Here is a 21,265-nt window from a genome sequence, read left to right as displayed (position 1 = left end):
GGGCCGGTTAAGGGCTAAAACGGGTGATGAATGTGCGAAATGATCGCTTTGCGGACGTTTAGCAAATGCGTCTTCATCGCCGCTGCCGCGTCATCTGCAGATTGCGCGACAATGGCGTCAATAAGGACCAGATGTTCATGGCATCCCGGGATGAACCGGTCGGGAATTGAGCCCTGGTCAAACATCCGCGTCTTGACCTTAAGCCCATCAATTATCTCGATAAGTAGCTTTGATCCGGCCAGTCTGGCGATCTCGAGATGAAGATGCGAATCGAGTGCAGAGTGAACCTCTGCTTCGGGGCGGGGCCCTTCCAGAAACCCCACGATCTGGGCACGGTATTCCAGCAGCAACTCCATAGACTTGCCGGAAAGTGCCGCTTTTTTAGCCGCTTCGCATTCCAGCAGGCTGCGGACGTGCAGGATTTCCATGATGTCGCTGAGCGATACGCGGCTGACGACCGGCGCGCCGCCTTCGGATCGGGTCGCGAGCCCTTCGCTGATCAGCTGGCCGATCGCCTCTCTGACAGGGGTTCGGGATACACCCAGCCTGTCCGCAAACTTTTTTTCGCGCAGCAATGTGCCGGGTTCGAGGGTGCCGTCGAGAATCATCGCCTTCATGCGTTTGAACGCCGAGTTCCCCAGTGTTTGCGCTGCCTCGTCCATCTTCTTCCTTTTCGACTGCGCAGCATCGCCACAAACAGATTGCAAATGGTATACACTCGGTATTTCAATAATCAAAATACAGCTTTGGGGTCGGTATGACAAATGCGATGATGGACACGATAATCCGGAACGGCACCACCGTGACGCCGTCTGGCACGTTACAGGCGGATGTCGCGATCAAGGACGGCAAGATCGCACGCGTCGCACCCGCGTCTGACCTTGAGGCCAGCAGGGACATCGATGCGACCGGCCTGCTGGTTTTGCCCGGTGGCGTCGACAGCCATTGTCATATCGAACAGATCTCAGGTGCGGGGCTGATGAACGCGGACACCTTCGAGACCGCGACACGGTCCGCCGCTTTCGGGGGCACCACCACGGTGATCTCGTTCGCCGCGCAGCATCCCGGGCAGCGCATTCGCAAGGTCGTGGACGATTATGCCGCTCTGGCGGGCCACGGCGCCATGATCGACCATGCATTTCACATGATCGTGGCCGACACGGGCGGCGGCAATCTGACCGACGACATTCCCGCCATGATCGCGCAGGGCCATCGGTCCATCAAGATTTTCACGACTTATGACAAGGTGCGTCAGGACGACAAATCGATCCTTGATCTGCTGGATGTGGCCAAACGCGACGGTGCGCTGGTGTGCTTTCACGCCGAAAACGACGGTCTGATCCGCAACATGACCGAAAAACTGCTGGCCGCAGGGCAAACAGAACCGAAGTACCATGCGCTGTCCCATCCCCGGGAGGCCGAGATTGAAGCCATCGACCGGATGTGCCGCTTTGCCGCTTTTGTCGATACGCGGATCATGATCTTTCATGTCTCGACGCGGGAGGGGGCCGATATCATCCGCAAGGCGCAGGCCGGGGGTGTGCAGGTGTCGGCGGAAACCTGTCCCCATTACCTGTTCATGACGGTGGATATTCTTGAACAGGAGAACCCTGCGCGGTTCATGTGCTCGCCCCCGCAGCGGACTGCCGACGATCAAGATGCCCTTTGGGAGGCACTTGCAGATGGCACGATTAGTTGCGTCACCTCGGATCACGCACCCTACCGGATGGACGAGAGCGGTAAATTTGCGCACGGCAAAGACGCGCCGTTCAACAAGATTGCCAACGGCATGCCGGGTCTGGAGACCCGCCTGCCGCTGATGTTCGATGCGATGGTCAGCAAGAATCGCGGCGGGCTTGAAGCCTTTGTGCAGCTCACGGCGACGGCGCCGGCGCGGCATTTCGGTCTGGCAAACAAGGGCGCGATCGCCGAGGGGTTTGATGCCGACATTGCGATCTGGGACCCGGAGTTGCGCCATACCTACGGGGCAAATGATCTCAAGGACAATGTGGGCTACAACCCTTTCGCGGGGACATCCGTGAAGGGATTGCCCACCGCCGTCTTGTCGCGCGGCCGACTGCTGGTAAAGGACCGCGCCCTGACAGGTGTGAAGGGCGGTGGTGAGTGGCAGAAAATGGGATAGCAAAGCCGCGCGGGCCGGTGTGCCGCGCCTGGCTTTGATTTCCCTACCTGCTGTCAATGACGCTTGATTTGGGGCTGGGAGCGCCTATCGGATCAGTTCACGCGCGCCTCAAGGAAAAAGGCCCGCGACATTGCGCGGGCCTTTTTACGTCGGATCAGGGCGCCTTCAGTCTTCGGGCCCCAGTGCAGACAGGCCCTTGAGGATGTCGATGGCATAGGCCAGCTGATAATCCTCTTCGCGCAGCTGCGCTGCTTTTTCAGCTTTTTCGCGATCCTGCATGATCTGTTCGATCTGATCCTCGCTCAGGCTGTCATTGCCAAGGCTGCCGCGCAGGTCGGCTTCTGACCGCAGGGGGCGCGCGTTCAGTTCATCCTCTTCGGTTTCCGGTTTGGCAGGCGGCTGGGCGACGACGATGTCGGGCGAAACGCCGAGCGCCTGGATAGACCGGCCCGACGGGGTGTAGTAGCGCGCCGTGGTCAGGCGCATCGCGCCATCGCCGCGCAGGGGCATCACCGTCTGGACAGAGCCTTTGCCAAAGCTCTTGGTGCCGACGACGATGGCGCGGCGGTGGTCCTGCAAGGCCCCCGCGACAATCTCTGAGGCAGAGGCGGACCCACCGTTGATCAGCACCACGATGGGTTTTCCTTCGGTCAGATCGCCAGGTGTCGCGTTGACGCGGTCCCCGTCAGCCGGGTTGCGCCCGCGGGTGCTGACGATCTCGCCCTTTTCGAGGAAGGCATCCGAGACCGCGATGGCCTGGTTGAGCAGCCCGCCGGGGTTGTTGCGCATATCGACGACAAAGCCGTTGACCTTGTCCATGCCGCCTGCTTCGGCGACCTGTTCCTTGATGGCCTCTGCCATCTTTGGATAGGTCTGTTCGTTGAAGGTGGACAGGCGCAGCACCACCGTATCGCCTTCGGTGCGCGACCGCACCACGGTCAATTCAATCGTGTCGCGGATGATCGAGACATCGAACGGTTCGGGCTCTCCTTCGCGGACCACGGTGATAACAATTTCGGAGCCAACCGGCCCGCGCATCATCTCGACCGCGTCATCCAGTGTCAGACCCAGCAGGCTTTCGCCGTCGACGTGGGTGATAAAATCACCCGCTTCCATGCCCGCCTCATCGGCAGGTGTGCCGTCGATGGGCGAGACGACTTTGACAAAGCCCTCTTCCTGGGTGACTTCGATGCCCAGCCCGCCGAATTCGCCACGGGTTTGTTCGCGCATCTTGGCGGCGTCCTTGGGCGACAGATAGCTCGAATGCGGATCAAGCGAGGTCAGCATGCCGTTGATGGCCGCCTCGATCAACTCGTCCGTTTCCACCTCTTCCACGTATTGCGCGCGGATGCGTTCGAAGATGTCACCGAACAGGTCAAGCTGTTCATAGACATTCACATTCTTCACGCGCTCCTGCGCCAGCACGGGGGCGGCGATCTGCGTCGTTGCCACGACACCGGCGATCGTGCCGCCCAGTGCCGCCATCACAAACTTCTTCATCTTCTATCCATCCTTATCGGTGCGGAACCAGTCTGCCGGATCCTGTGGGATATTGTCCTGTCTTATCTCTATATAGAGCGTTTCTGAGCGTTCTGTGCCAGCCCCCTCACGGGAGGGTGAAATGCCTTCGCTGTTTTCTGCCTGCGGACCGCCCATCATTCCCACGGGTGTCCCACGGGCGATGACCTGTCCGGCCTCGCCATAGACCACATCCAGACCTGCGAGCACAATCAGGCTGTTGGCGCGTGGTTCCAGCATCATGACATTGCCGAAATCCAGCAACGGGCCAGCGTACCGGATCGTGGCCGCGGCGGGTGTCGTCACAATGGCGCGCGGGCGAGTCGCCAGAATGATACCGGGGCGTTTGATGCCCGCGGCGTCCGCCTCGCCCGCACGACGCAGAATCAGGCCTTGTGCCGGTAGGGGCAAATCGCCGATCTGCGCCTCCATGCTTTCCGGTGTGGTCGAGATCTGATCCACCGCAATTTCCGCCAGCCCGCTGGCAAAACCGTCCAGCGTTTCGGTCGAGGCAATCAGGATGCCGGTGCGAACCGGGTCCGCGGTAAAGCGCCGGGGCAGATCCGTGCGGTTGGCCATCGCCTGATTGAGGGCTGTGCGCGCCGATTGCACCTCGGTCAGGCCCTTTTGCAACCGCTCAGCCGCATCCACCTGCAAGGCGCGCAGCGTCTGGACCTCTTGCAGATCGCGGCGCAGTGCGTCCGCGCGGCGGTCCAGTGCAGGGGTCAGTTCCGCCAGCAACATGCCCGCCCGTGCAGTGCCGGTCGGGCCATCGGGATGCAGCAGAGCGGTTGGATCAGGTGTGCTGCCGATGCCTTGCAAGACGCCGAGGAACTGCGCAACCTCCCCGTCCTTTGCCTGGAGCTTTCTGGCAAGCTGTGCTTCGTTGATGGCCACCTGACGCAGCCCTTCACGCACCGCGCCCAGCCCGCGCTCAAACGCCTGAATGGTCTCGGTCAGTGCGCGGACGCGGTCACGCGCACCGCCGGCTTGTTCCAGTTTTGCAGAGGCGGCCTCAAGCTGGGACAGCGCAGAACGGGCCTCGGCCCCTGCATCTGTCTGCGCGGCAGCAGCAAACGGCAGCAGCAGGCAAAGAACCGCGACCCGGATCATGAATACAGCACCTTGCCGGTCATTTCCGGCGGTGGTTCGATCCCCATCAGGTCCAGCAGGGTCGGCGCGATATCCGCCAATCGCCCATCTTCAAGCGACACACCATCAGGCCCGCCAATCAGCGCCACGGGGACCGGGTTAAGCGTATGCGCGGTATGCGGGCCCCCTGTTTCAGGGTCGATCATGGTTTCGCAGTTACCATGATCCGCCGTCAGGATCATCGCGCCGCCCGCCTTTTCCAGCGCCGCAACGACCTGTGTAAGGCCCGCATCCACGGCCTCGCACGCGGCAATGGCGGCGTTCAGGTCACCGGTGTGGCCAACCATATCGGGATTGGCATAGTTCACCACGATCAGATCATAGCCATCCTCGATTGCCTCAACAAAGTGGCTGGTCACCTCTGCACAGGACATTTCGGGTTGCAGGTCATAGGTCGCCACGTCGGGCGATTTGGGCATAAAGCGGTCTTCGCCCTCTTCCGCGGTCTCTTCGCCGCCGTTGAGAAAGAAAGTCACGTGGGGGTATTTCTCGGTCTCTGCCAGCCGGAACTGTCGTTTGCCGTGCCGGGCAACCCAGGCCCCAAGGGTGTTGACGATGTCCTGCTTTGGATAGGCGGTGGTCATGAAACGGTCGTGCGCCTGCGAATAATCCACCATCCCCAGCAGCCCCGCGAGATCAGGCCGATGACCGGTCTCAAAAGAATCAAAGTCCGGTTGGCCGATCGCAGAGAGGATCTCGCGCGCCCGATCAGCCCGGAAGTTGAGGAAAAACACCCCGTCGCCATCGCGTATCCCCGCATAGTCCGCGATGATGGCAGGTTTGATGAATTCGTCCAGATCGCCCGCGTCATAGGCGGATTGCACGGCCTCGACCGGATCCGGTACTGCCCTGCCCTGCCCGTGCACGATGGCGTCATAGGCCAGCTTGACCCGGTCCCACCGATTGTCGCGATCCATGGCATAGTAGCGCCCGGAGAGCGTGGCGAAACGGGTGGTGGGCGGCACCTTTAGGCGATCCAGATAGCCAAGAGCGGACTGCGGAGCCACGTCGCGGCCGTCTGTGATGGCATGAAGTGCGATATCCGCGCCCGCATCGCTGATCATGCGTGCGGCGGCGTTCATGTGACTGATATGGCCATGCACGCCCCCGTCGGACAGGACACCGATGATGTGCAGTGTGCCCTTGCGCGCCTTGACCCTGTCGATCAGCGACAGGATTTCTGCGTTTTGGAAAAAGCTTTCGTCCTCGATGGCCAGATCGATCTGGCCCAGATCCATCGCCACCACCCGGCCTGCGCCGATGTTGGTGTGGCCCACTTCGGAATTGCCCATCTGCCCGCGGGGCAGGCCCACATCCGGCCCATGCGTCAGCAGTGTCGCATGCGGGCTGGAGTGCATGATCCGGTCGAATGTCGGCGTGTTCGCCAGCAACGGCGCGTTGCCTTCCCGCGCATCGCGCTGGCCCCATCCGTCAAGGATGCACAATACCACCGGTTTGGGTGTGCTCATCTGGTGCCTCTGGTTCAACGCGGTCTTTTGCAGGCCTTTTAGCCGCTGGCGCAGGCGGCGTGAACCTTTTTCGGGCCGCCTGCGACATATGCGCAGGAACCGGATTGAGCGGGCCGGGGTGCGCAGGCTAGCGAATTGGCAACAAAGGAGACCTCTCATGCATATTCAGGCCCTGCCCACCGACCTTGTCCGCCACTGGCAAGCCGGGGGTGCCGACGCCCACGGGCAGCGCCCGGAACCGGCAATATCAGACGGCAACGGCAATCCCTGTCGTCATTGCCTGAACCTTATTCCTCAAGGGGCGGGCTATCTGATCGTGGCGCATCGCCCGTTCCACAGTCTGCAGCCTTACGCTGAGTGTGGGCCCCTGTTTGTCTGCGCCGACGCCTGTACGCGTTTTGAGGACCACGGCACGCTGCCCGAGGCCCTGAAATCGTCGCCGGACTTTCTGATCAAAGGGTACGGCCGGAACGAGCGGATCATCTACGGCACCGGCACGATCGTGACGCCGGAAGAAATGCCCGCCCGCGTGGCCGATATTTTCACTGATCCGCAGATCGCCTTCATCCACGTCCGGTCCGCCCGCAACAATTGCTACCAGGCGCGGATTGATCGCACGCCTTAGGCTTGCCCCGCTCTGCGGGACGGGCCATACAAGGGCGCATCAGACCCCAAGCCAAGGACCGCGCCCCATGACCATCCAAGCGCCAGAGACCCGCATCGTGAATACCTGGCGCGTCGCCTGTGATGGCGGCGAGGGTGCCTTGGGCCATCCCCGCGTCTGGCTGCAGATCCCGCGCGACGAAGGCTGGGTCGAATGCGGCTATTGCGATTGCAAATACGTGCACGCGGATTTTGAAGGCAAGGTCTGACCTGCTTCTTTTCTTGGCCTTAATATTCCCGGAAGTTTGAGGGCAGCGCCTTCAATTCGCCCGCATGGGCGAAGCAACACCGCTGGCAGACTGCGCAACTTCATGGCAAAAGAAGTTCCAAGCCAAGGGGAGCGCATCCATGACATTCGGCAAAGGCCACCACCTGCATCTGATCGACGGCTCGGCGTTCATCTTTCGCGCCTACCACGCGCTGCCGCCGCTCACGCGGAAATCGGATGGGTTGCCCATCGGGGCCGTGGCGGGGTTTTGCAACATGCTGCATCGCTACGTTGAAGGAAACACCGGGCCGGATGCACCGACCCATGTTGCGGTGATCTTTGACAAAGGCAGCCATACCTTTCGCAATGACATGTACGATCTCTACAAGGCCAACCGCGATGAGATGCCCGAAGACCTGCGCCCGCAAATCCCGCTGACCCGCAATGCGACCGAAGCCTTCAACATCGCCTGCAAGGAAAAGGAAGGCTGGGAGGCCGACGATATCATCGCCACGCTTGCCGTGCAGGCCCGCGCCGCGGGCGGGCGGTGCACCATTATCAGTTCCGACAAGGATTTGATGCAACTGGTGGGCGGCGGTGTCGAGATGCTGGATGCGATGAAAAACAACCGCATCGACCGCGACGGCGTGTTCGAAAAGTTCGGCGTGTATCCCGAACGCGTGGTCGACGTGCAGGCGCTGGCGGGCGACAGTGTCGATAACGTGCCCGGCGCACCGGGGATCGGGATCAAGACCGCCGCCCTGCTGATCAACGAATATGGCGATCTGGAAACGCTGCTGGCACGTGCGGAAGAGATCAAGCAGCCTAAACGGCGCCAAACGCTGATCGATCACGCCGATCAGATCAGGCTGTCGCGCCAACTGGTCCTGCTGGACGAAGACACCCCGCTTGATTTCACCATCGAAGATCTCGAAGTACAGGACCCCGATGCCGACACGCTGCTGACATTTCTGGCCGAGATGGAGTTCCGCACACTGTCCAAACGCGTCGCTGACGCGCTGGGGGCCGAGGCGCCCGTCATTCCCGACGCCCCCGCCGCACCGGACGTGCCAGAGGTCGAAGCGGTGCCCTTTGATCCGGAGAAATACGAGCAGGTCGGCGACGCGGCGGCCCTGCAAAAGTGGATCGATGCCATTTACGAACGTGGCTACGTCGCCATCGACACAGAAACCACCGGCCTGAACGAGATGATCGCCGAATTGGTCGGCATCTCATTGGCGGTCGAGCCGGGCGAGGCCTGCTATATCCCGCTTATTCACAAGGCCAACCGGGGGGATGACCTTTTTGGCTCTGATGATCTGGCAGACGGGCAGATGGATCTCGAAGAGTGCCTTAAGTTGCTCACACCCATGCTGGAGGATGAGAGCATCCTCAAGATCGGGCAGAACATGAAATATGATGCCAAGATCTTTGCCCAGATCGGCATCACGGTGGCCCCTATCGACGACACCATGCTGATTTCCTATGCCCAGCATGCGGGCCTGCACAATCACGGCATGGATACGCTGTCGGAGCGCTATCTCAGCCACTCGCCTATCCCGATCAAGCCGCTGCTGGGGTCGGGCAAATCCGCCATCACCTTTGATAAGGTGCCGCTTGACGAGGCCACGAAATATGCCGCCGAAGATGCCGACATTACGCTGCGCCTTTGGCAGGCCCTGAAACCACAATTGCACCGGGCGCAGGTGACCAAGGTTTACGAGACGCTGGAACGCCCCCTGGTGCCGGTGCTGGCAGACATGGAACGGTCCGGAATCAAGGTCGACCGCGATACCCTGTCACGCATGTCGAATGCCTTTGCGCAAAAGATGGCCGGGCTGGAGGATGAGCTTTACGAGCTCGCGGGCCGCAAGTTCAACGTCGGCTCGCCCGCGCAGGTCGGTGAGATTCTGTTTGACGAGATGGGGCTTGAGGGCGGCAAGAAGGGCAAGACCGGAAAATATGCCACCGGTGCGGATGTGCTTGAGGATCTGGCGACAGAACACGAACTGCCCGCCCGGGTGTTGGATTGGCGGCAGTTATCAAAGCTCAAATCCACCTACACCGATGCGCTGCAGGATCATATCAACCCTGACACGGGCCGGGTGCACACGTCTTATTCGATCGCCGGGGCGTCGACCGGTCGCCTGGCGTCAACTGATCCCAATCTGCAGAATATTCCCATCCGCACCGAAGAAGGCCGCCGCATCCGCGAGGCGTTCATTGCCGAGGAGGGCAAGACCCTTGTCACCCTGGACTACAGCCAGATCGAGCTGCGTATCCTTGCGCATATCGCTGATATCCCGGCCCTCAAGGAGGCCTTTGCGCGTGGCGATGACATCCATGCCATGACCGCGTCGGAGATGTTTGACGTGCCGATGGACGACATGACTCCGGAAATTCGCCGACGGGCCAAGGCGATCAACTTTGGTGTGATCTACGGCATCAGCGGCTTTGGACTGGCCCGCAACCTGCGTATTCCGCGCAGCGAGGCGCAAGGCTTTATCGACCGGTATTTCGAACGGTTTCCCGGCATCCGCACCTACATGGATGACACCAAGGCATTCGCCAAGGAACACGGGTTTGTTCAAACACTCTTTGGGCGCAAAATCCACACGCCCAATATCGGGGCAAAGGGGCCGCACGCAGGCTTTGCCGCCCGTGCCGCCATCAACGCGCCCATTCAGGGCACTGCCGCAGACGTCATTCGACGTGCGATGATCCGGATGCCGGAGGCCATCAGCGATCTGCCCGCGAAAATGCTGTTGCAAGTCCATGACGAATTGCTCTTTGAGGTGGACAAGGGGGCAGAGCAAGACCTGATCGAGGCCGCCCGTGAAGTGATGGAGAATGCCAATGATCCGGTCGTCAGGCTGGACGTCAAGCTGACCGTCGATGCTGGACAGGGCCAAAATTGGGCAGAGGCGCATTAAGCGAGGAGGCGGGATGCTTTCAACCTGGGAAGACGTCAAGACGCTGGGCCTTTCGCTGGGCCTGCCCAAGGTCGAGGTGGCGACCAGCTGGGGCAATGAGAACCTGAAAGCCCACGGCAAGATGTGGACATGGTGGAGTCCCTATGTGGAGGCGGCGATCTTCAAAGGGGACATCGAGGAGCGTGAGATGTTGATGGCAGCGGACCCCGATACCTTCATCCTGCATTCACACTATGCCAAACATGGCCTGCTTTTGGTGGCGGCAGGGCGGATTGATCCCGATTGGGCCGAGGCGCGGCTGCGCGGCACTTGGCGTCAACTGGCACCCAAGCGGTTTTTGAAAGACTGGGACGCCGGGCTGGTCGACCAGGCGTGACCCCGGTTCTTTATACCTTCCGCAGGTGCCCCTATGCGATGCGGGCCCGTCTTGCGATCCGTCAGGCCGGTGTTCCGGTTGCGTTGCGCGAAGTAGTGTTGCGGGACAAGCCGCAGTCGTTTCTTGAGGCGTCGCCCAGCGCCACAGTGCCCTGTCTTGTCACGGCTGACGGCGTGATCGACGAAAGCCTTGACGTCATGATCTGGGCGTTGGGGCACCAGGACCCCGAAGGGTGGCTGGACATGCCGGACACCGGGTGGGGCTGGATCGCGCGGGCGGATGGGCCTTTTAAAGACGCGCTGGACAGAACCAAGTACGCCATCCGCTATCCGGAAGAAGATCCGTTGGAAAACCGCGCGCAGGCGGCGCGTTTTCTTGCTGATCTTGATCAGCAGATCGACGAATGGATATTCCGGGGGCCGACACTTGCCGATTTCGCCATCCTGCCGTTTGTCCGGCAGTTTGCTTTTATCGACAAAGACTGGTTTGACGCGCAGGACTGGCCCCGTCTGCAAGCATGGCTTATGCGGTTTCTGGGATCTGACGCTTTCGCAGCCATCATGCCAAAATTTCCGCAATGGCACCCGGGTGACGACCCTGTCATGTTTCCCTGATCGTGACGCCCCCACCCGCAAGCAACTGCAGGAATGAGTTTAAGAGAAAGATGAAGGACGCGGTCCACCCAGCCCCGAAATGTTTCGCTCAGGGCTGGGCTTCACCTTTCGCCTGGGGTCGCGCTCCCGCTGTCCGGGTCTATCCAGACTAGCGACTCCCGGTTAGCTGGAGATTAAGCGCGCCCCCCGCTTCATCTTTCCAATAAACTCACGCCGACGATCAGGCGTACTTCATCCAGTCCAAGGTCTTTTCCGTTGCCATGCCGGGATGGTATTCCCCGCTGACCCAGCGGTCATACCCGCTGATCCGGATGCGTTCGAACAACGTATCAAAGTCAACGGCACCGCTGCCGGGTGCACCACGGTCGGGGGTGTCGCCGATTTGGATGTGGCGGATCAGGGGGCGGTATTGGTCAAAGACCTGTACGGCATCCGCGTGAATCATCTGCGCGTGATAGCTGTCGAACTGCAGGGCGATGTTGTTAGCCTCCACCGCAGCGATGACATCTGCGGCCAGCGCGTAGTCGGACAGGAAATAGCCCGGCATCATTGTCTGGTTCAACGGCTCCAGCATCAGGGTGATGCCTGCCGGCGCCTGAGCACAGGCCCAGCGCATATTGCCAATCAGGGTATCGCGGGCCCGTGCGCCTGCACCCGGACCCGTCATCACATGGATCATCTCAGCGCTGAGCGCCTGTGCGAACTCAAATGCAAGGCGCATGTCGCTGCGAAAGCGGTCTGTCTGCGCGAGGTCTGCGGCAAACCCGCGCGGGGTGCCAGTGTCGTTTGGCGGCGGTGCGTTCAGCAGGATCATCTGCAGCCCGTTCCGCGTGAGCGCGGCTTGGGTCTTTGCCACGGCAACATCGTAGGGAAACAGGATTTCGACCGCGTCAAACCCTGCCTTGCGCGCCGCATCAAAGCGGTCGAGATATGGCAGTTCCGGCCAGAGCAGGGTCAGGTTCGCTGCAAGCTTCATCAAACGAGGTCTAGAACGTCTCGACCCAGGGCCGCAAGACAAGCTCGTCCGACCAGGCAGAGCGGTGTTGATCGATCAACCCAATATAGGCCTGCGCGATCGCGCCGGGATCAAGCATCTTGTCGCTGCCGTCATCCGTCCGTTCGGCCCGCACCGCATTGGAGATGCCGCCGTCGATGTTGATCCATGCCACGTGGATACCCTTGGGGTGCAGTTCGCGCGCCATGCTTTGTGCAAGGCCGCGTTGGGCAAATTTGCCCATGGCGAAGGGCGCTGACTGGGCGAACCCTTTGACCCCTGCCGAGGCACCGGTAAACAAAATCGTTCCCTTCTTGTCGCCTTCATTCTGCAGCATCAGCCGGGCGGCTTGCTGGCCCATCAGGAATGCGCCATAGGCGGTCACCTCAATCGCCCGGCGCACGCGCTCGGGGTCAAGATCAATGATCGGGCCGCGCAATCGAGCGGAGGGGTTGTAGATCGCCACGCCAAGCGGGCCTTGCAGGTTGACGAACAGCGATCGCATGGCGGCCGGGTCGCTGGCATCCATCGCGACGGTGCGTGCGCCGGTCTCGGACGCCAGTTTGCCCAGCTTGTCGGTGTCGCGGGCAGCCAGCACAACATCGTGACCCCGTTCGGCCAGTTTGCGCGCCAATGCGGCCGAAAGTCCCGCCCCTGCCCCTACGATCACGGCAGTTGTTCCGGTCATGTGCCATCCTCCCCCAGAGTGTTCAGGGGGAAGATGGCGGATCACCCGGGGTGCGTCAAATGATCAACCGGCAGTCATCTGGAACAGCCCGATTGAATTACCATCGGGGTCCGTCGCGTAGCCAAAGCGGCCTGCGGGGATTTCGATGACGCCCGGCAGTGACGTGCCACCTGCGGCCGTCACGCGCGCGGCGGCCTTTTCCACGGTGTCCGGCACCGCAAGATGAACGGTGGGGCCCGCGCCGGGGCTGGGCTTGCCGGGGTAGAGGTGACCCGCGACGCCGCTGATTTCATCATTGGTAGGGAACATCAGGATCGGATTGGGACCGTTTTCCTCAAGGTGCATCCTGCATTGCAGCACCTCTTCGTAAAAGGCGCGCGCTTTGGTCATATCGGTGACGGGCAGCTCTGCCCAGACGACGGCGTGTTGAACGGTATCAGCCATATTCAGTGTCTCCATATTGGTGTGAACATGGAGGATGAGTATCAGGCGATCCTGACAGAAACTGTCAGCTGTCGGGCAATTCGTTCGAGGGGATGATGCCAAAGAACTGGCCGCCCGACCACACCCCAAACCAGTCTTGGTGATGCACGCCCAGATCGACCAGCCGGTAAAAGGATTTGCGGTCGATGAGCGCCTCAAGATTGCGGCGGATCAGGATGTAGGGTGATGGTTCCCCGGTTTTTTCATCGCGCACCACGCGGATCGGATTGTCGGGTCCGGCTGTGGCGTGGTCGCCGACGTTTGTTTCAAAGATCAGGTTTTCCCCGTCGCTTTCGAAGTCCAGCGCGACAAAGGGCGCGTCTTCAACGGTGATGCCCACTTTTTCAACCGGTGTCAGCAGAAAGTAATCGTCGCCCTCGCGCCAGAGAATCGTCGAGAAAAGTTTGACCAGTTCGGGGCGCCCGATGGGCGTGCCCTGATAAAACCAGGTGCCATCGCGTTTAATCTGCATGTCCAGATCGCCACAAAAGGGCGGGTTCCATTTCTCAAGTGGCGGCAAACCGCGCGTTTTAGCGGCACGTGCCGACGCAGCAAGCCCTTCTGCAGAGGGGGTAACGCTTTTTTGTCCAGCCATCGCTTTTGCCATTTCATCCTAAAGGGATACACTTACACTGCAGGATATATCTCAAGGGAAGCAGAAGTCATGACCCAAGAAGACCAAATGGTGGCGGAAATTGAAGCACTGGGTGTGAAGCTTGGTGATGCCAAGGCCTCGATCACCAATCGGTTCATCGGTCAGGAGCGGGTCGTAGACCTGACACTGACGGCGCTTTTGTGTGGCGGGCATGGTTTGCTGATCGGGTTGCCCGGTTTGGGCAAGACCCGCCTTGTTGAAACCCTGTCGACCGTGATGGGTCTGGACAGCAGCCGGGTGCAATTTACGCCAGATCTGATGCCTGCGGACATTTTGGGATCAGAAGTGCTGGACACCGATGCCGATGGCACGCGGTCCTTTCGGTTCATTGAAGGGCCGGTGTTCTGCCAGTTGCTGATGGCGGACGAAATCAACCGCGCCTCGCCGCGGACGCAGTCGGCGCTTTTGCAGGCGATGCAGGAAAAGACCGTGACAGTTGCCGGGCAGGACCGATCGCTTGGCGTGCCGTTTCACGTGCTGGCCACGCAGAACCCGATTGAGCAGGAGGGTACCTATCCATTGCCCGAAGCGCAGCTTGACCGGTTTCTGGTTCAGATCGACGTCAATTACCCTGATCGCGCGACAGAGCGTGACATTCTGATCGCCACAACAGGTGAAACCGAGGCTCAGGCAAGCGAGGTGTTTACCGCAGATGAACTGCTTGCGGCGCAGACGCTGTTACGCCGCATGCCGGTAGGGGACAGTGTTGTGGAAATGATCCTGGATCTGGTGCGCGCGTTCCGACCCGAAGAAGAAGGCGTATCCGCGCAGGTCCGCGAAACCGTTGCATGGGGCCCCGGCCCCCGCGCGGCGCAGGCGCTGATGCTGACTGTTCGCGCGCGCGCCTTGTTACAGGGGCGGCTGGCCCCGTCCGCTGAAGACGTGATCGACATGGCGCGCCCGGTGCTGAGCCACCGGATGGCGCTTAACTTTGCCGCACGGGCACGGGGTGACAGCCTGCAGGGCCTGATTGACGACACAGCGCGCAGCATGACCGGGTCGAAAGCAGCAGCGTGACAAGGGCGCTGATACCCCACACTGGTCGTCCAGCGCGCCGGGCAGGAAAAGCTCTGGTGTTTGCCAGATGACATCTACGCCCACTTCCCTGCGCGCCGATGCCGAACATCAGGCGTCCCGCCTGCCAGCGCTTTTGGCGCGGGCAGAGCATTTGGCCGGTGCGGTCCTGTTGGGCGCGCATGGACGCAGACGCGCGGGGCTGGGCGATGATTTCTGGCAATATCGACCCGCTCAGATGGGTGACAGCCGCCGCATGATCGACCACCGACGGTCGGCCATGGGGGATCAGGAATTTGTGCGCGAACGCGAATGGCAGATTGCGCAGTCGGTGATGCTGTGGATCGATCAGGGTGCCTCAATGCGGTTTAGCTCGGACGACACACTGCCGCAAAAGGCAGATCGCGCCCGGTTGCTGGGACTGGCGTTGGCGATCCTGCTAATTCGGGGGGGCGAACGCGTGGGTCTGACCGGCACCACCTTGCCGCCCCGTCGGGGCAATCCGCAGATCCTGCGCCTGGCCGAACTTTTTTGCGAAGACGACGCCGCAGACTACAGCCCGCCGGAGCATCGCGCGATGATTCCGCACGCACGCGCGGTTTTCATTTCCGATTTCATGGGGGATCTTGAGGCGGTCAAACTGGCGTTGACCAAGGCCGCCGACCGGGGTGTGCGCGGTGTGCTGTGTCATGTGCTGGACCCGTCAGAAGAGGCATTTCCCTTCTCAGGGCGCACCATCTTTGAAAGCGTCGGTGGCACGCTGAGTCACGAGACCCTGAAAGCGAACGACCTCAGGGATCGGTATCTGGCACGGCTTGCTGCGCGCAAAGCCGAGCTGCAGAGGCTGTGCACGCTGACCGGCTGGCAATACGGGCTGCATCACACCGAAGGCTCTGCGCAAAGTGCGCTGCTGTGGCTTTATGGCGCGCTGGACGCGCGCGCCGGGGTTGCGCCACCGGCGCGCAGTGAGGCCACGGTATGACGGTTCTGGGCGGCATCGGCTTTACCGCGCCGTGGTTGCTGGTGGCGCTTTTTGCGCTGCCGATCCTGTGGCTGATCCTGCGCGCCGTGCCCCCCGCGCCGCTGCGGCGGCGGTTTCCGGGGGTGGCGCTGCTGCTGGGCCTCAAGGACGACGAAAGCGTTTCGGATCGCACGCCCTGGTGGCTTTTGATGCTGCGGATGCTGGCGGTGGCCGCGATTATTATCGGGCTTGCCGGTCCGGTTCTGAACCCGGAGGTGGATCAGGCCGACGGCAACGGGCCGCTGTTGATCGTGCTGGATGGCAGTTGGGCCGGTGCAACGCGCTGGCCCCAGCAGGCGGAAGCGCTTGATGCGCAGTTGAGCAAGGCCAGCCGCGCGGACCGCACGGTCGCCATATTGCAATTGTCGCGCCCCGAGGTTCCCAATTTCCAGACCGCCGATGTCTGGCGCAGCAGGTTGGCCGGCTTTGCCCCGGCCCCCTGGCAGCCGTCGGAGGGCAACATCAACACCGCCACGCAGATGATGGAGGCGCTGTCGGGTTTCGATACGCTGTGGTTCAGCGACGGGCTTGAGTATGCCGGACGCGCGCGCGTGCTGGACGCGCTGCAATCACAGGGCAGTGTCGAGGTCTACCAGACCGCCGCGAATGTCATGGCCATCGCCCCGGCGACCTATGCCGACAACGTTGTCTCGCTGAGCATCAGCCGTGCGTTGCCGGGACAGGCACGCGAGGTCGTCTTGCAGGCCGAAGGGCGTGATCCGGCGGGTAATGCACGCATTCTGGCGACCGTGCCCGCGGTCTTTGAGGATAGCGAAACCACGGCGGCGGCAGAGATTTCCCTGCCCGCCGAACTGCGCGCGCGGATTTCGCGGTTCACCATTGCGGGGCAGCGCTCTGCCGGGGCCACAACGCTGGTCGATGACGCCCTGAGACGGCGTGAGGTTGCGCTGGTTGGCGGGCGGCAGGATCAGGAGAACCTGCAGTTGCTGTCGCCACTGCACTATATCGAACAGGCGCTTGTCCCGACCGCTGATCTGATCGATGGCACGCTTGCAGATGTTCTGCCCGCGAACCCCGATGTGATCGTTCTGGCCGACATCGCAACCCTGTCCGAGGCCGAGACCGAGCCCTTGCAGGAGTGGATCGAAAAGGGCGGGATGCTGGTGCGTTTTGCCGGGCCGCGCATCGCCGCAAGTGATATCAGCCGTGCCGAAGAAGATCCGCTGATGCCGGTGCGCCTGCGTGCGGGGGGCCGCAGCGTGGGCGGCGCGATGTCCTGGGGCGAACCCAAGGCATTGGCACCTTTCCGGGATACCTCACCCTTTTTTGGGCTGACCGTGCCGGAAGACGTGGTTGTGACCGCGCAGGTCGTCGCACAGCCCGATCCAACACTGGCCGAACGCGTCATCGCCTCGCTTAGTGACGGGACACCGCTGGTCACGCGCAAGGCGCAGGGGCAAGGGCAGATTGTTTTGTTTCATGTGACCGCGACGGCTGAATGGTCCACGCTCCCGCTGTCCGGTCTCTTTGTCGAGATGATGGAGCGGCTGGCGATTTCCTCGGTTTCGTCCACCCCGGATGCGGGCAGTCTGGAGGGCACCATCTGGACGCCCTTGCGGGTCATGGATGGGTATGGCGTGCTGTCGGATGCGGGCACTCTTGCCGGTGTCGACGGTGCTGATCTGGTCAGTGCGCCCGCCGGCCCCGACCTGCGCCCGGGCATCTATGGCACCGGCGACAGGCGGTTGGCCCGCAATGTGTTCGGGGCCGAAGATTCCCTTGATCCGGTCAGTTGGCCCGGCGATATCCCGGTGCGCGGGCTTGCCGTTGCGCCAGAGCAACCGGTCGCCGGATGGCTGCTGAGCCTTGCGATCCTGCTGCTGCTGGCTGATGTGGTGGCGTCGCTGGCGTTGTCGGGTCGTCTGCTCAGCCGTGTAAATGCGCTGGCAATGATCCTGTTTGCCCTGCCGCTTTTTGCCTTGCCCCATCCCGGACAGGCGCAGACCGAGGCAGAGGAGTTTGCGCTCGCTGCCACCAACGAAGTATCGCTGGCCCATGTCCTGACTGGCAACAGGCAGGTGGATGACATTGCCGCGGCGGGCCTGACCGGCCTTTCCGATACGCTTTTCTTTCGCACCTCGATCGAACCGGCAACGCCAACGGGTGTCGATCTGGAGACAGATGAGCTGGCTTTCTTCCCGATCCTGTACTGGCCCATCACCCCGGATCAGCCGCGCCCCTCATCAGAGGCTTATGCCAAATTGAACGCCTATCTGCGGTCTGGCGGACTGATCCTGTTTGACACGCGGGATGCCGATATCGCCCGGTTCGGGGCCGCCAGCCCGAATGGCCGCAAGCTGCAGGATCTGGCCGGGCCGCTGGATATTCCCCCGATCGAACCTTTGCCGGACGACCACGTACTGACACGCACCTTTTATCTGCTGCAGGACTATCCCGGTCGCCACGCCAGCCGCGATATCTGGGTCGAGGCCTCGCCGCCGGACGCCCAGCAGATCGAAGGCATGCCGTTTCGTAATCTGAATGACGGCGTGACGCCGGTCATCATCGGCGGCAATGACTGGGCCGCGGCCTGGGCCGTGCGCAGCGATGGCGCGCCGCTGCTGCCCATCGGGCGCGGCTTTTCAGGGGACCGGCAACGCGAGCTGGCCTACCGGTTCGGCGTGAACCTCGTGATGCATGTGCTCACGGGCAACTATAAGTCGGATCAGGTACATGTGCCTGCCTTGCTGGATCGGTTGGGCCAATGACCTCGACCATTGTTTTTGATCCTCTGATCCCATGGTCGCTGTTCAGTGTCGTGATTATCATCGCGCTGATGATGATCATTCTGGCGATCCTGCGGGGCCTGAACGGGTGGGCCTTGCGCGGGCTTGCGGCTGCTGTCGTGATCGGCGCGCTGGCAGGTCCGTCCTATCAACAGGAAGATCGCGCGCCCCTGAACGACATCGTGTTGCTGGTCGAAGATGAAACCGCCAGCCAGCGTCTGGGCGACCGCGCGGCGCAAACCAGGACCACTGCAGATGCGCTGGCCGCCGAGATTACAGCGCGCCCCAATACCGACATTCGCCGGATCACCGTGCCAGACGGCGCCGGAGACGCAGGCACCCAATTGATGACAACCCTTGCCGAAGCATTGGCCGAGGAGCCGCGCGCGCGCATCGCCGGGATCCTTGCCATCAGCGATGGCCGCGTACATGACGCGGACCTGCCCATTGATCTGCCTGCCCCGATGCACCTGATCATGACAGGCCTTGAAAGCGATTGGGACCGTCGGTTGTCCGTTCGCAATGCCCCGGCCTTTGCCATCATTGGCGAACCCGTCACACTGACCCTGCGTATTGATGATCTGGGGGCGGCACCGGAGGGCGAAACACTGGCGCCGCTTGATATTTCCATTGACGGGGAACCGCCGCAGACCTTCCGCGTGCCCATCGGTCAGGACATTGACCTGCCCGTGACCCTGCCCCACGGCGGGCGCAACGTGATCCGGTTTTCGCTGCCTCTTGCAGAGGGCGAACTGACGGACCGCAACAACAGCGCGCTGATCCAGATGAACGGCGTCCGGGATCGGCTGAGCGTCCTTCTGGTCAGCGGGGAGCCACACCCCGGCGGGCGCACCTGGCGCAATCTTCTGAAATCGGACAGTTCGGTTGATCTGGTCCATTTCACCATCCTGCGCCCACCGGAAAAGCAGGACGGTGTGCCGGTAAATGAATTGTCGCTGATCGCCTTCCCCACGCGCGAATTGTTCATGGAGCGGATCGAGGATTTCGACCTGATCATCTTTGATCGCTATCAGCGGCGCGGCATCCTGCCCGGCCTTTATCTTGAAAATATCGCCAATTACATTCAGAAAGGCGGGGCGGTGCTGGTCTCTGCGGGGCCCGATTTCGCGTCTGCCGATAGCCTTTATCGTTCGCCACTTGGGCTGGTGCTGCCAGGCACGCCTACCGCACGGGTGATCGACCGGCTCTATCTGCCGCAGGTCAGTGATCTGGGCAAACGCCATCCTGTCACCACAGATCTGCCGACCAACGGAGACTGGGGCCGTTGGCTGCGCCAGATAGATGTCGCGGACCCCCAAGGTAACGTGGTGATGACCGGCGTAGACGAACGCCCGCTGCTGATACTGAACCGTGTGGGCGAGGGGCGTGTTGCGCTGCTGGCCTCGGATCACGCCTGGCTATGGAGCCGGGGTTACGAAGGCGGCGGCCCGCAACTTGAATTGCTGCGCCGTCTGGCGCACTGGATGATGAAAGAGCCCGAACTGGAAGAAGAAGCGCTGACCGCGACGGCGCAGGGCCAGTCGATGCGGATCATCCGCCGCACGCTCAGCGACACGGTGCCGCCCGCGACAGTCACCACCCCGGATGGCAGCACGGCGACCGTCACGCTGGAAGAAACGGGGCCCGGTGTCTTTGAAGGCAGCTATCAGGGACCCGAGATTGGCCTCTACCGGCTCGAAAACGCCGAGCAGACCAGCGTGATCGGGCTTGGCCCTGCCGCCCCACGTGAATTTGTGGATACGATTGCGGATGCCACCGCGCTGGCTCCGCTAACCCTCGCCCTGCGGGGTGGCACGGTGCGCGCAGAAGACGGCGTACCGCGCCTGCGCAACGTGCGTGCCGGACGCCCTGCCGCTGGCCGGGGCTGGCTGGGCCTGACCCCACGCGGTGCCTATGAGACCCGCGATGTACGCCAGACCGCGATCCTGCCACCCTGGTTGGTATTGATCTTATCCGCCTTCTTTATAACCGCTGCGTGGCTTCGCGAAGGCCGCCGGTGACCCACCGCTGCCTGACATTGTCCGTTGATGATCACGACGCGGCCCGTGCGTTATATGCAGTCTTGTCCACCGGTGAGACGCCGACCGATACCCGGGCCAGCCTATCCGCATTCAAGGCGCTGCTCAGCCATGAGGGAACGCGCGTGATCGGCGCGCTGAAAGACGACCGGATCGTCAGCATGGCGACACTCCATATTCTGCCCAATATGACCAATGGCGCGCGCGCCTACGCGCTTATTGAGAACGTGGCCACTTTACCCGGATTTACGCGTCAGGGATTTGGTCGCGCCGTGATGCAATCCGCGATCGACACGGCCTGGACGGCGGGTGCCTACAAGATCATGCTCCTGACCGGTCGACGGAATGATGCGCTGAAGTTCTACCAAAAACTGGGCTTTGACGCGGGCGACAAACACGCGTTGGTCCTGAGACATGAATTTTAACCCTCCAGGGGGGAATATTATGGCCATAGAAAAAACGGCGCACCCCCCCTTTCTCTGGCCTTAACTCTTCCCCGCCGGAGGCTCCCCCACCCGCACATCAGACGGTCAAATGAGGTTCGCGGA

Annotated in this window: 19 protein-coding genes; 11 read left to right on the top strand and 8 right to left on the bottom strand. The window is 61.7% G+C overall.

The features are described from left to right. Positions 1-14 precede the first annotated feature (14 nt). Positions 15-662: a GntR family transcriptional regulator gene (locus H9Q16_RS16775; RefSeq protein WP_191076557.1), complete on the bottom strand. Its 648-nt coding sequence runs from the start codon at positions 660-662 to the stop codon at positions 15-17. 107 nt (positions 663-769) lie between these two features. Between H9Q16_RS16775 and hydA the strand changes: the two genes are divergently transcribed. Beyond that, entirely contained in the window at positions 770-2,143 is a 1,374-nt protein-coding gene (gene hydA, locus H9Q16_RS16770) for a dihydropyrimidinase (RefSeq protein WP_216859437.1), read from the top strand. Between the two features lie 165 nt (positions 2,144-2,308). On the opposite strand, the gene H9Q16_RS16765 is transcribed toward hydA, so the two are convergent. Genes H9Q16_RS16765 through gpmI form a run of 3 tightly spaced genes read right to left on the bottom strand, consistent with a single transcriptional unit; the run spans position 2,309 to position 6,282 of the window. Beyond that, a complete protein-coding gene (locus H9Q16_RS16765) occupies positions 2,309-3,643 on the bottom strand; it encodes a S41 family peptidase (RefSeq protein WP_191076555.1) in 1,335 nt (444 codons plus the stop codon). Positions 3,644-3,646: 3 nt separating this feature from the next. Further along, complete coding sequence (locus H9Q16_RS16760; protein ID WP_191076554.1) at positions 3,647-4,774, bottom strand: murein hydrolase activator EnvC family protein; 1,128 nt, start codon at positions 4,772-4,774, stop codon at positions 3,647-3,649. Continuing rightward, positions 4,771-6,282 (bottom strand): 2,3-bisphosphoglycerate-independent phosphoglycerate mutase, encoded by a 1,512-nt coding sequence (gene gpmI / locus H9Q16_RS16755; protein ID WP_191076553.1) that lies wholly within the window; start codon positions 6,280-6,282, stop codon positions 4,771-4,773. The genes H9Q16_RS16760 and gpmI overlap by 4 nt, the downstream gene beginning before the upstream one ends. A 157-nt stretch (positions 6,283-6,439) precedes the next feature. Here gpmI and H9Q16_RS16750 point away from each other — a divergent pair, with 157 nt between their 5' ends. From H9Q16_RS16750 to H9Q16_RS16730, 5 genes are all read left to right on the top strand, one after another. Next, entirely contained in the window at positions 6,440-6,907 is a 468-nt protein-coding gene (locus H9Q16_RS16750) for a DUF1203 domain-containing protein (RefSeq protein WP_246455785.1), read from the top strand. A 67-nt stretch (positions 6,908-6,974) separates the two neighbouring features. Continuing rightward, the gene (locus H9Q16_RS16745; protein WP_191076552.1) at positions 6,975-7,154 is read left to right on the top strand and encodes a zinc-finger domain-containing protein; all 180 of its coding nucleotides are present in this window, start codon (positions 6,975-6,977) and stop codon (positions 7,152-7,154) included. Positions 7,155-7,293: 139 nt separating this feature from the next. Next, positions 7,294-10,086 (top strand): DNA polymerase I, encoded by a 2,793-nt coding sequence (polA, locus tag H9Q16_RS16740; RefSeq protein WP_191076551.1) that lies wholly within the window; start codon positions 7,294-7,296, stop codon positions 10,084-10,086. A gap of 13 nt (positions 10,087-10,099) precedes the next feature. Further along, a complete protein-coding gene (locus H9Q16_RS16735; protein WP_191076550.1) occupies positions 10,100-10,462 on the top strand; it encodes an MmcQ/YjbR family DNA-binding protein in 363 nt (120 codons plus the stop codon). After that, entirely contained in the window at positions 10,459-11,076 is a 618-nt protein-coding gene (locus H9Q16_RS16730; protein WP_191076549.1) for a glutathione S-transferase N-terminal domain-containing protein, read from the top strand. The genes H9Q16_RS16735 and H9Q16_RS16730 overlap by 4 nt, the downstream gene beginning before the upstream one ends. A gap of 220 nt (positions 11,077-11,296) precedes the next feature. On the opposite strand, the gene H9Q16_RS16725 is transcribed toward H9Q16_RS16730, so the two are convergent. The 4 genes from H9Q16_RS16725 to H9Q16_RS16710 form a co-directional block, all read right to left on the bottom strand. Next, complete coding sequence (locus tag H9Q16_RS16725) at positions 11,297-12,052, bottom strand: hydroxypyruvate isomerase family protein (RefSeq protein WP_191076548.1); 756 nt, start codon at positions 12,050-12,052, stop codon at positions 11,297-11,299. A gap of 10 nt (positions 12,053-12,062) precedes the next feature. Further along, positions 12,063-12,758, bottom strand: a complete 696-nt coding sequence (locus H9Q16_RS16720) for an SDR family NAD(P)-dependent oxidoreductase (RefSeq protein WP_191076547.1) — start codon at positions 12,756-12,758, stop codon at positions 12,063-12,065. A 63-nt stretch (positions 12,759-12,821) separates the two neighbouring features. Next, on the bottom strand, positions 12,822-13,202 hold the full coding sequence (locus tag H9Q16_RS16715) for a VOC family protein (protein ID WP_191076546.1): 381 nt from the start codon (positions 13,200-13,202) through the stop codon (positions 12,822-12,824). 64 nt (positions 13,203-13,266) lie between these two features. Further along, positions 13,267-13,836 (bottom strand): DUF1285 domain-containing protein, encoded by a 570-nt coding sequence (locus H9Q16_RS16710; protein WP_191076545.1) that lies wholly within the window; start codon positions 13,834-13,836, stop codon positions 13,267-13,269. 69 nt (positions 13,837-13,905) lie between these two features. Between H9Q16_RS16710 and H9Q16_RS16705 the strand changes: the two genes are divergently transcribed. From H9Q16_RS16705 to H9Q16_RS16685, 5 genes are all read left to right on the top strand, one after another. Further along, entirely contained in the window at positions 13,906-14,913 is a 1,008-nt protein-coding gene (locus H9Q16_RS16705) for an AAA family ATPase (RefSeq protein WP_191076544.1), read from the top strand. A 67-nt stretch (positions 14,914-14,980) separates the two neighbouring features. Next, positions 14,981-15,892 carry a DUF58 domain-containing protein gene (locus H9Q16_RS16700; RefSeq protein ID WP_191076543.1) on the top strand — a complete coding sequence of 304 codons (912 nt, stop codon included), beginning with the start codon at positions 14,981-14,983 and terminating at the stop codon, positions 15,890-15,892. After that, complete coding sequence (locus tag H9Q16_RS16695; protein WP_191076542.1) at positions 15,889-18,660, top strand: DUF4159 domain-containing protein; 2,772 nt, start codon at positions 15,889-15,891, stop codon at positions 18,658-18,660. The genes H9Q16_RS16700 and H9Q16_RS16695 overlap by 4 nt, the downstream gene beginning before the upstream one ends. Continuing rightward, positions 18,657-20,699, top strand: coding sequence for a hypothetical protein (locus H9Q16_RS16690; RefSeq protein WP_191076541.1), 2,043 nt, complete (start codon positions 18,657-18,659; stop codon positions 20,697-20,699). Before H9Q16_RS16695 ends, H9Q16_RS16690 begins: the two co-directional genes overlap by 4 nt. Next, positions 20,696-21,142 carry a GNAT family N-acetyltransferase gene (locus tag H9Q16_RS16685; RefSeq protein ID WP_191076540.1) on the top strand — a complete coding sequence of 149 codons (447 nt, stop codon included), beginning with the start codon at positions 20,696-20,698 and terminating at the stop codon, positions 21,140-21,142. Before H9Q16_RS16690 ends, H9Q16_RS16685 begins: the two co-directional genes overlap by 4 nt. The last annotated feature ends 123 nt before the right edge of the window (positions 21,143-21,265 follow it).

Source organism: Sulfitobacter aestuariivivens, from assembly GCF_014763045.1.
GTDB classification, from domain to species: Bacteria; Pseudomonadota; Alphaproteobacteria; order Rhodobacterales; family Rhodobacteraceae; genus Sulfitobacter; species Sulfitobacter aestuariivivens.
This window is presented reverse-complemented; position numbering and strand designations above follow the sequence as displayed.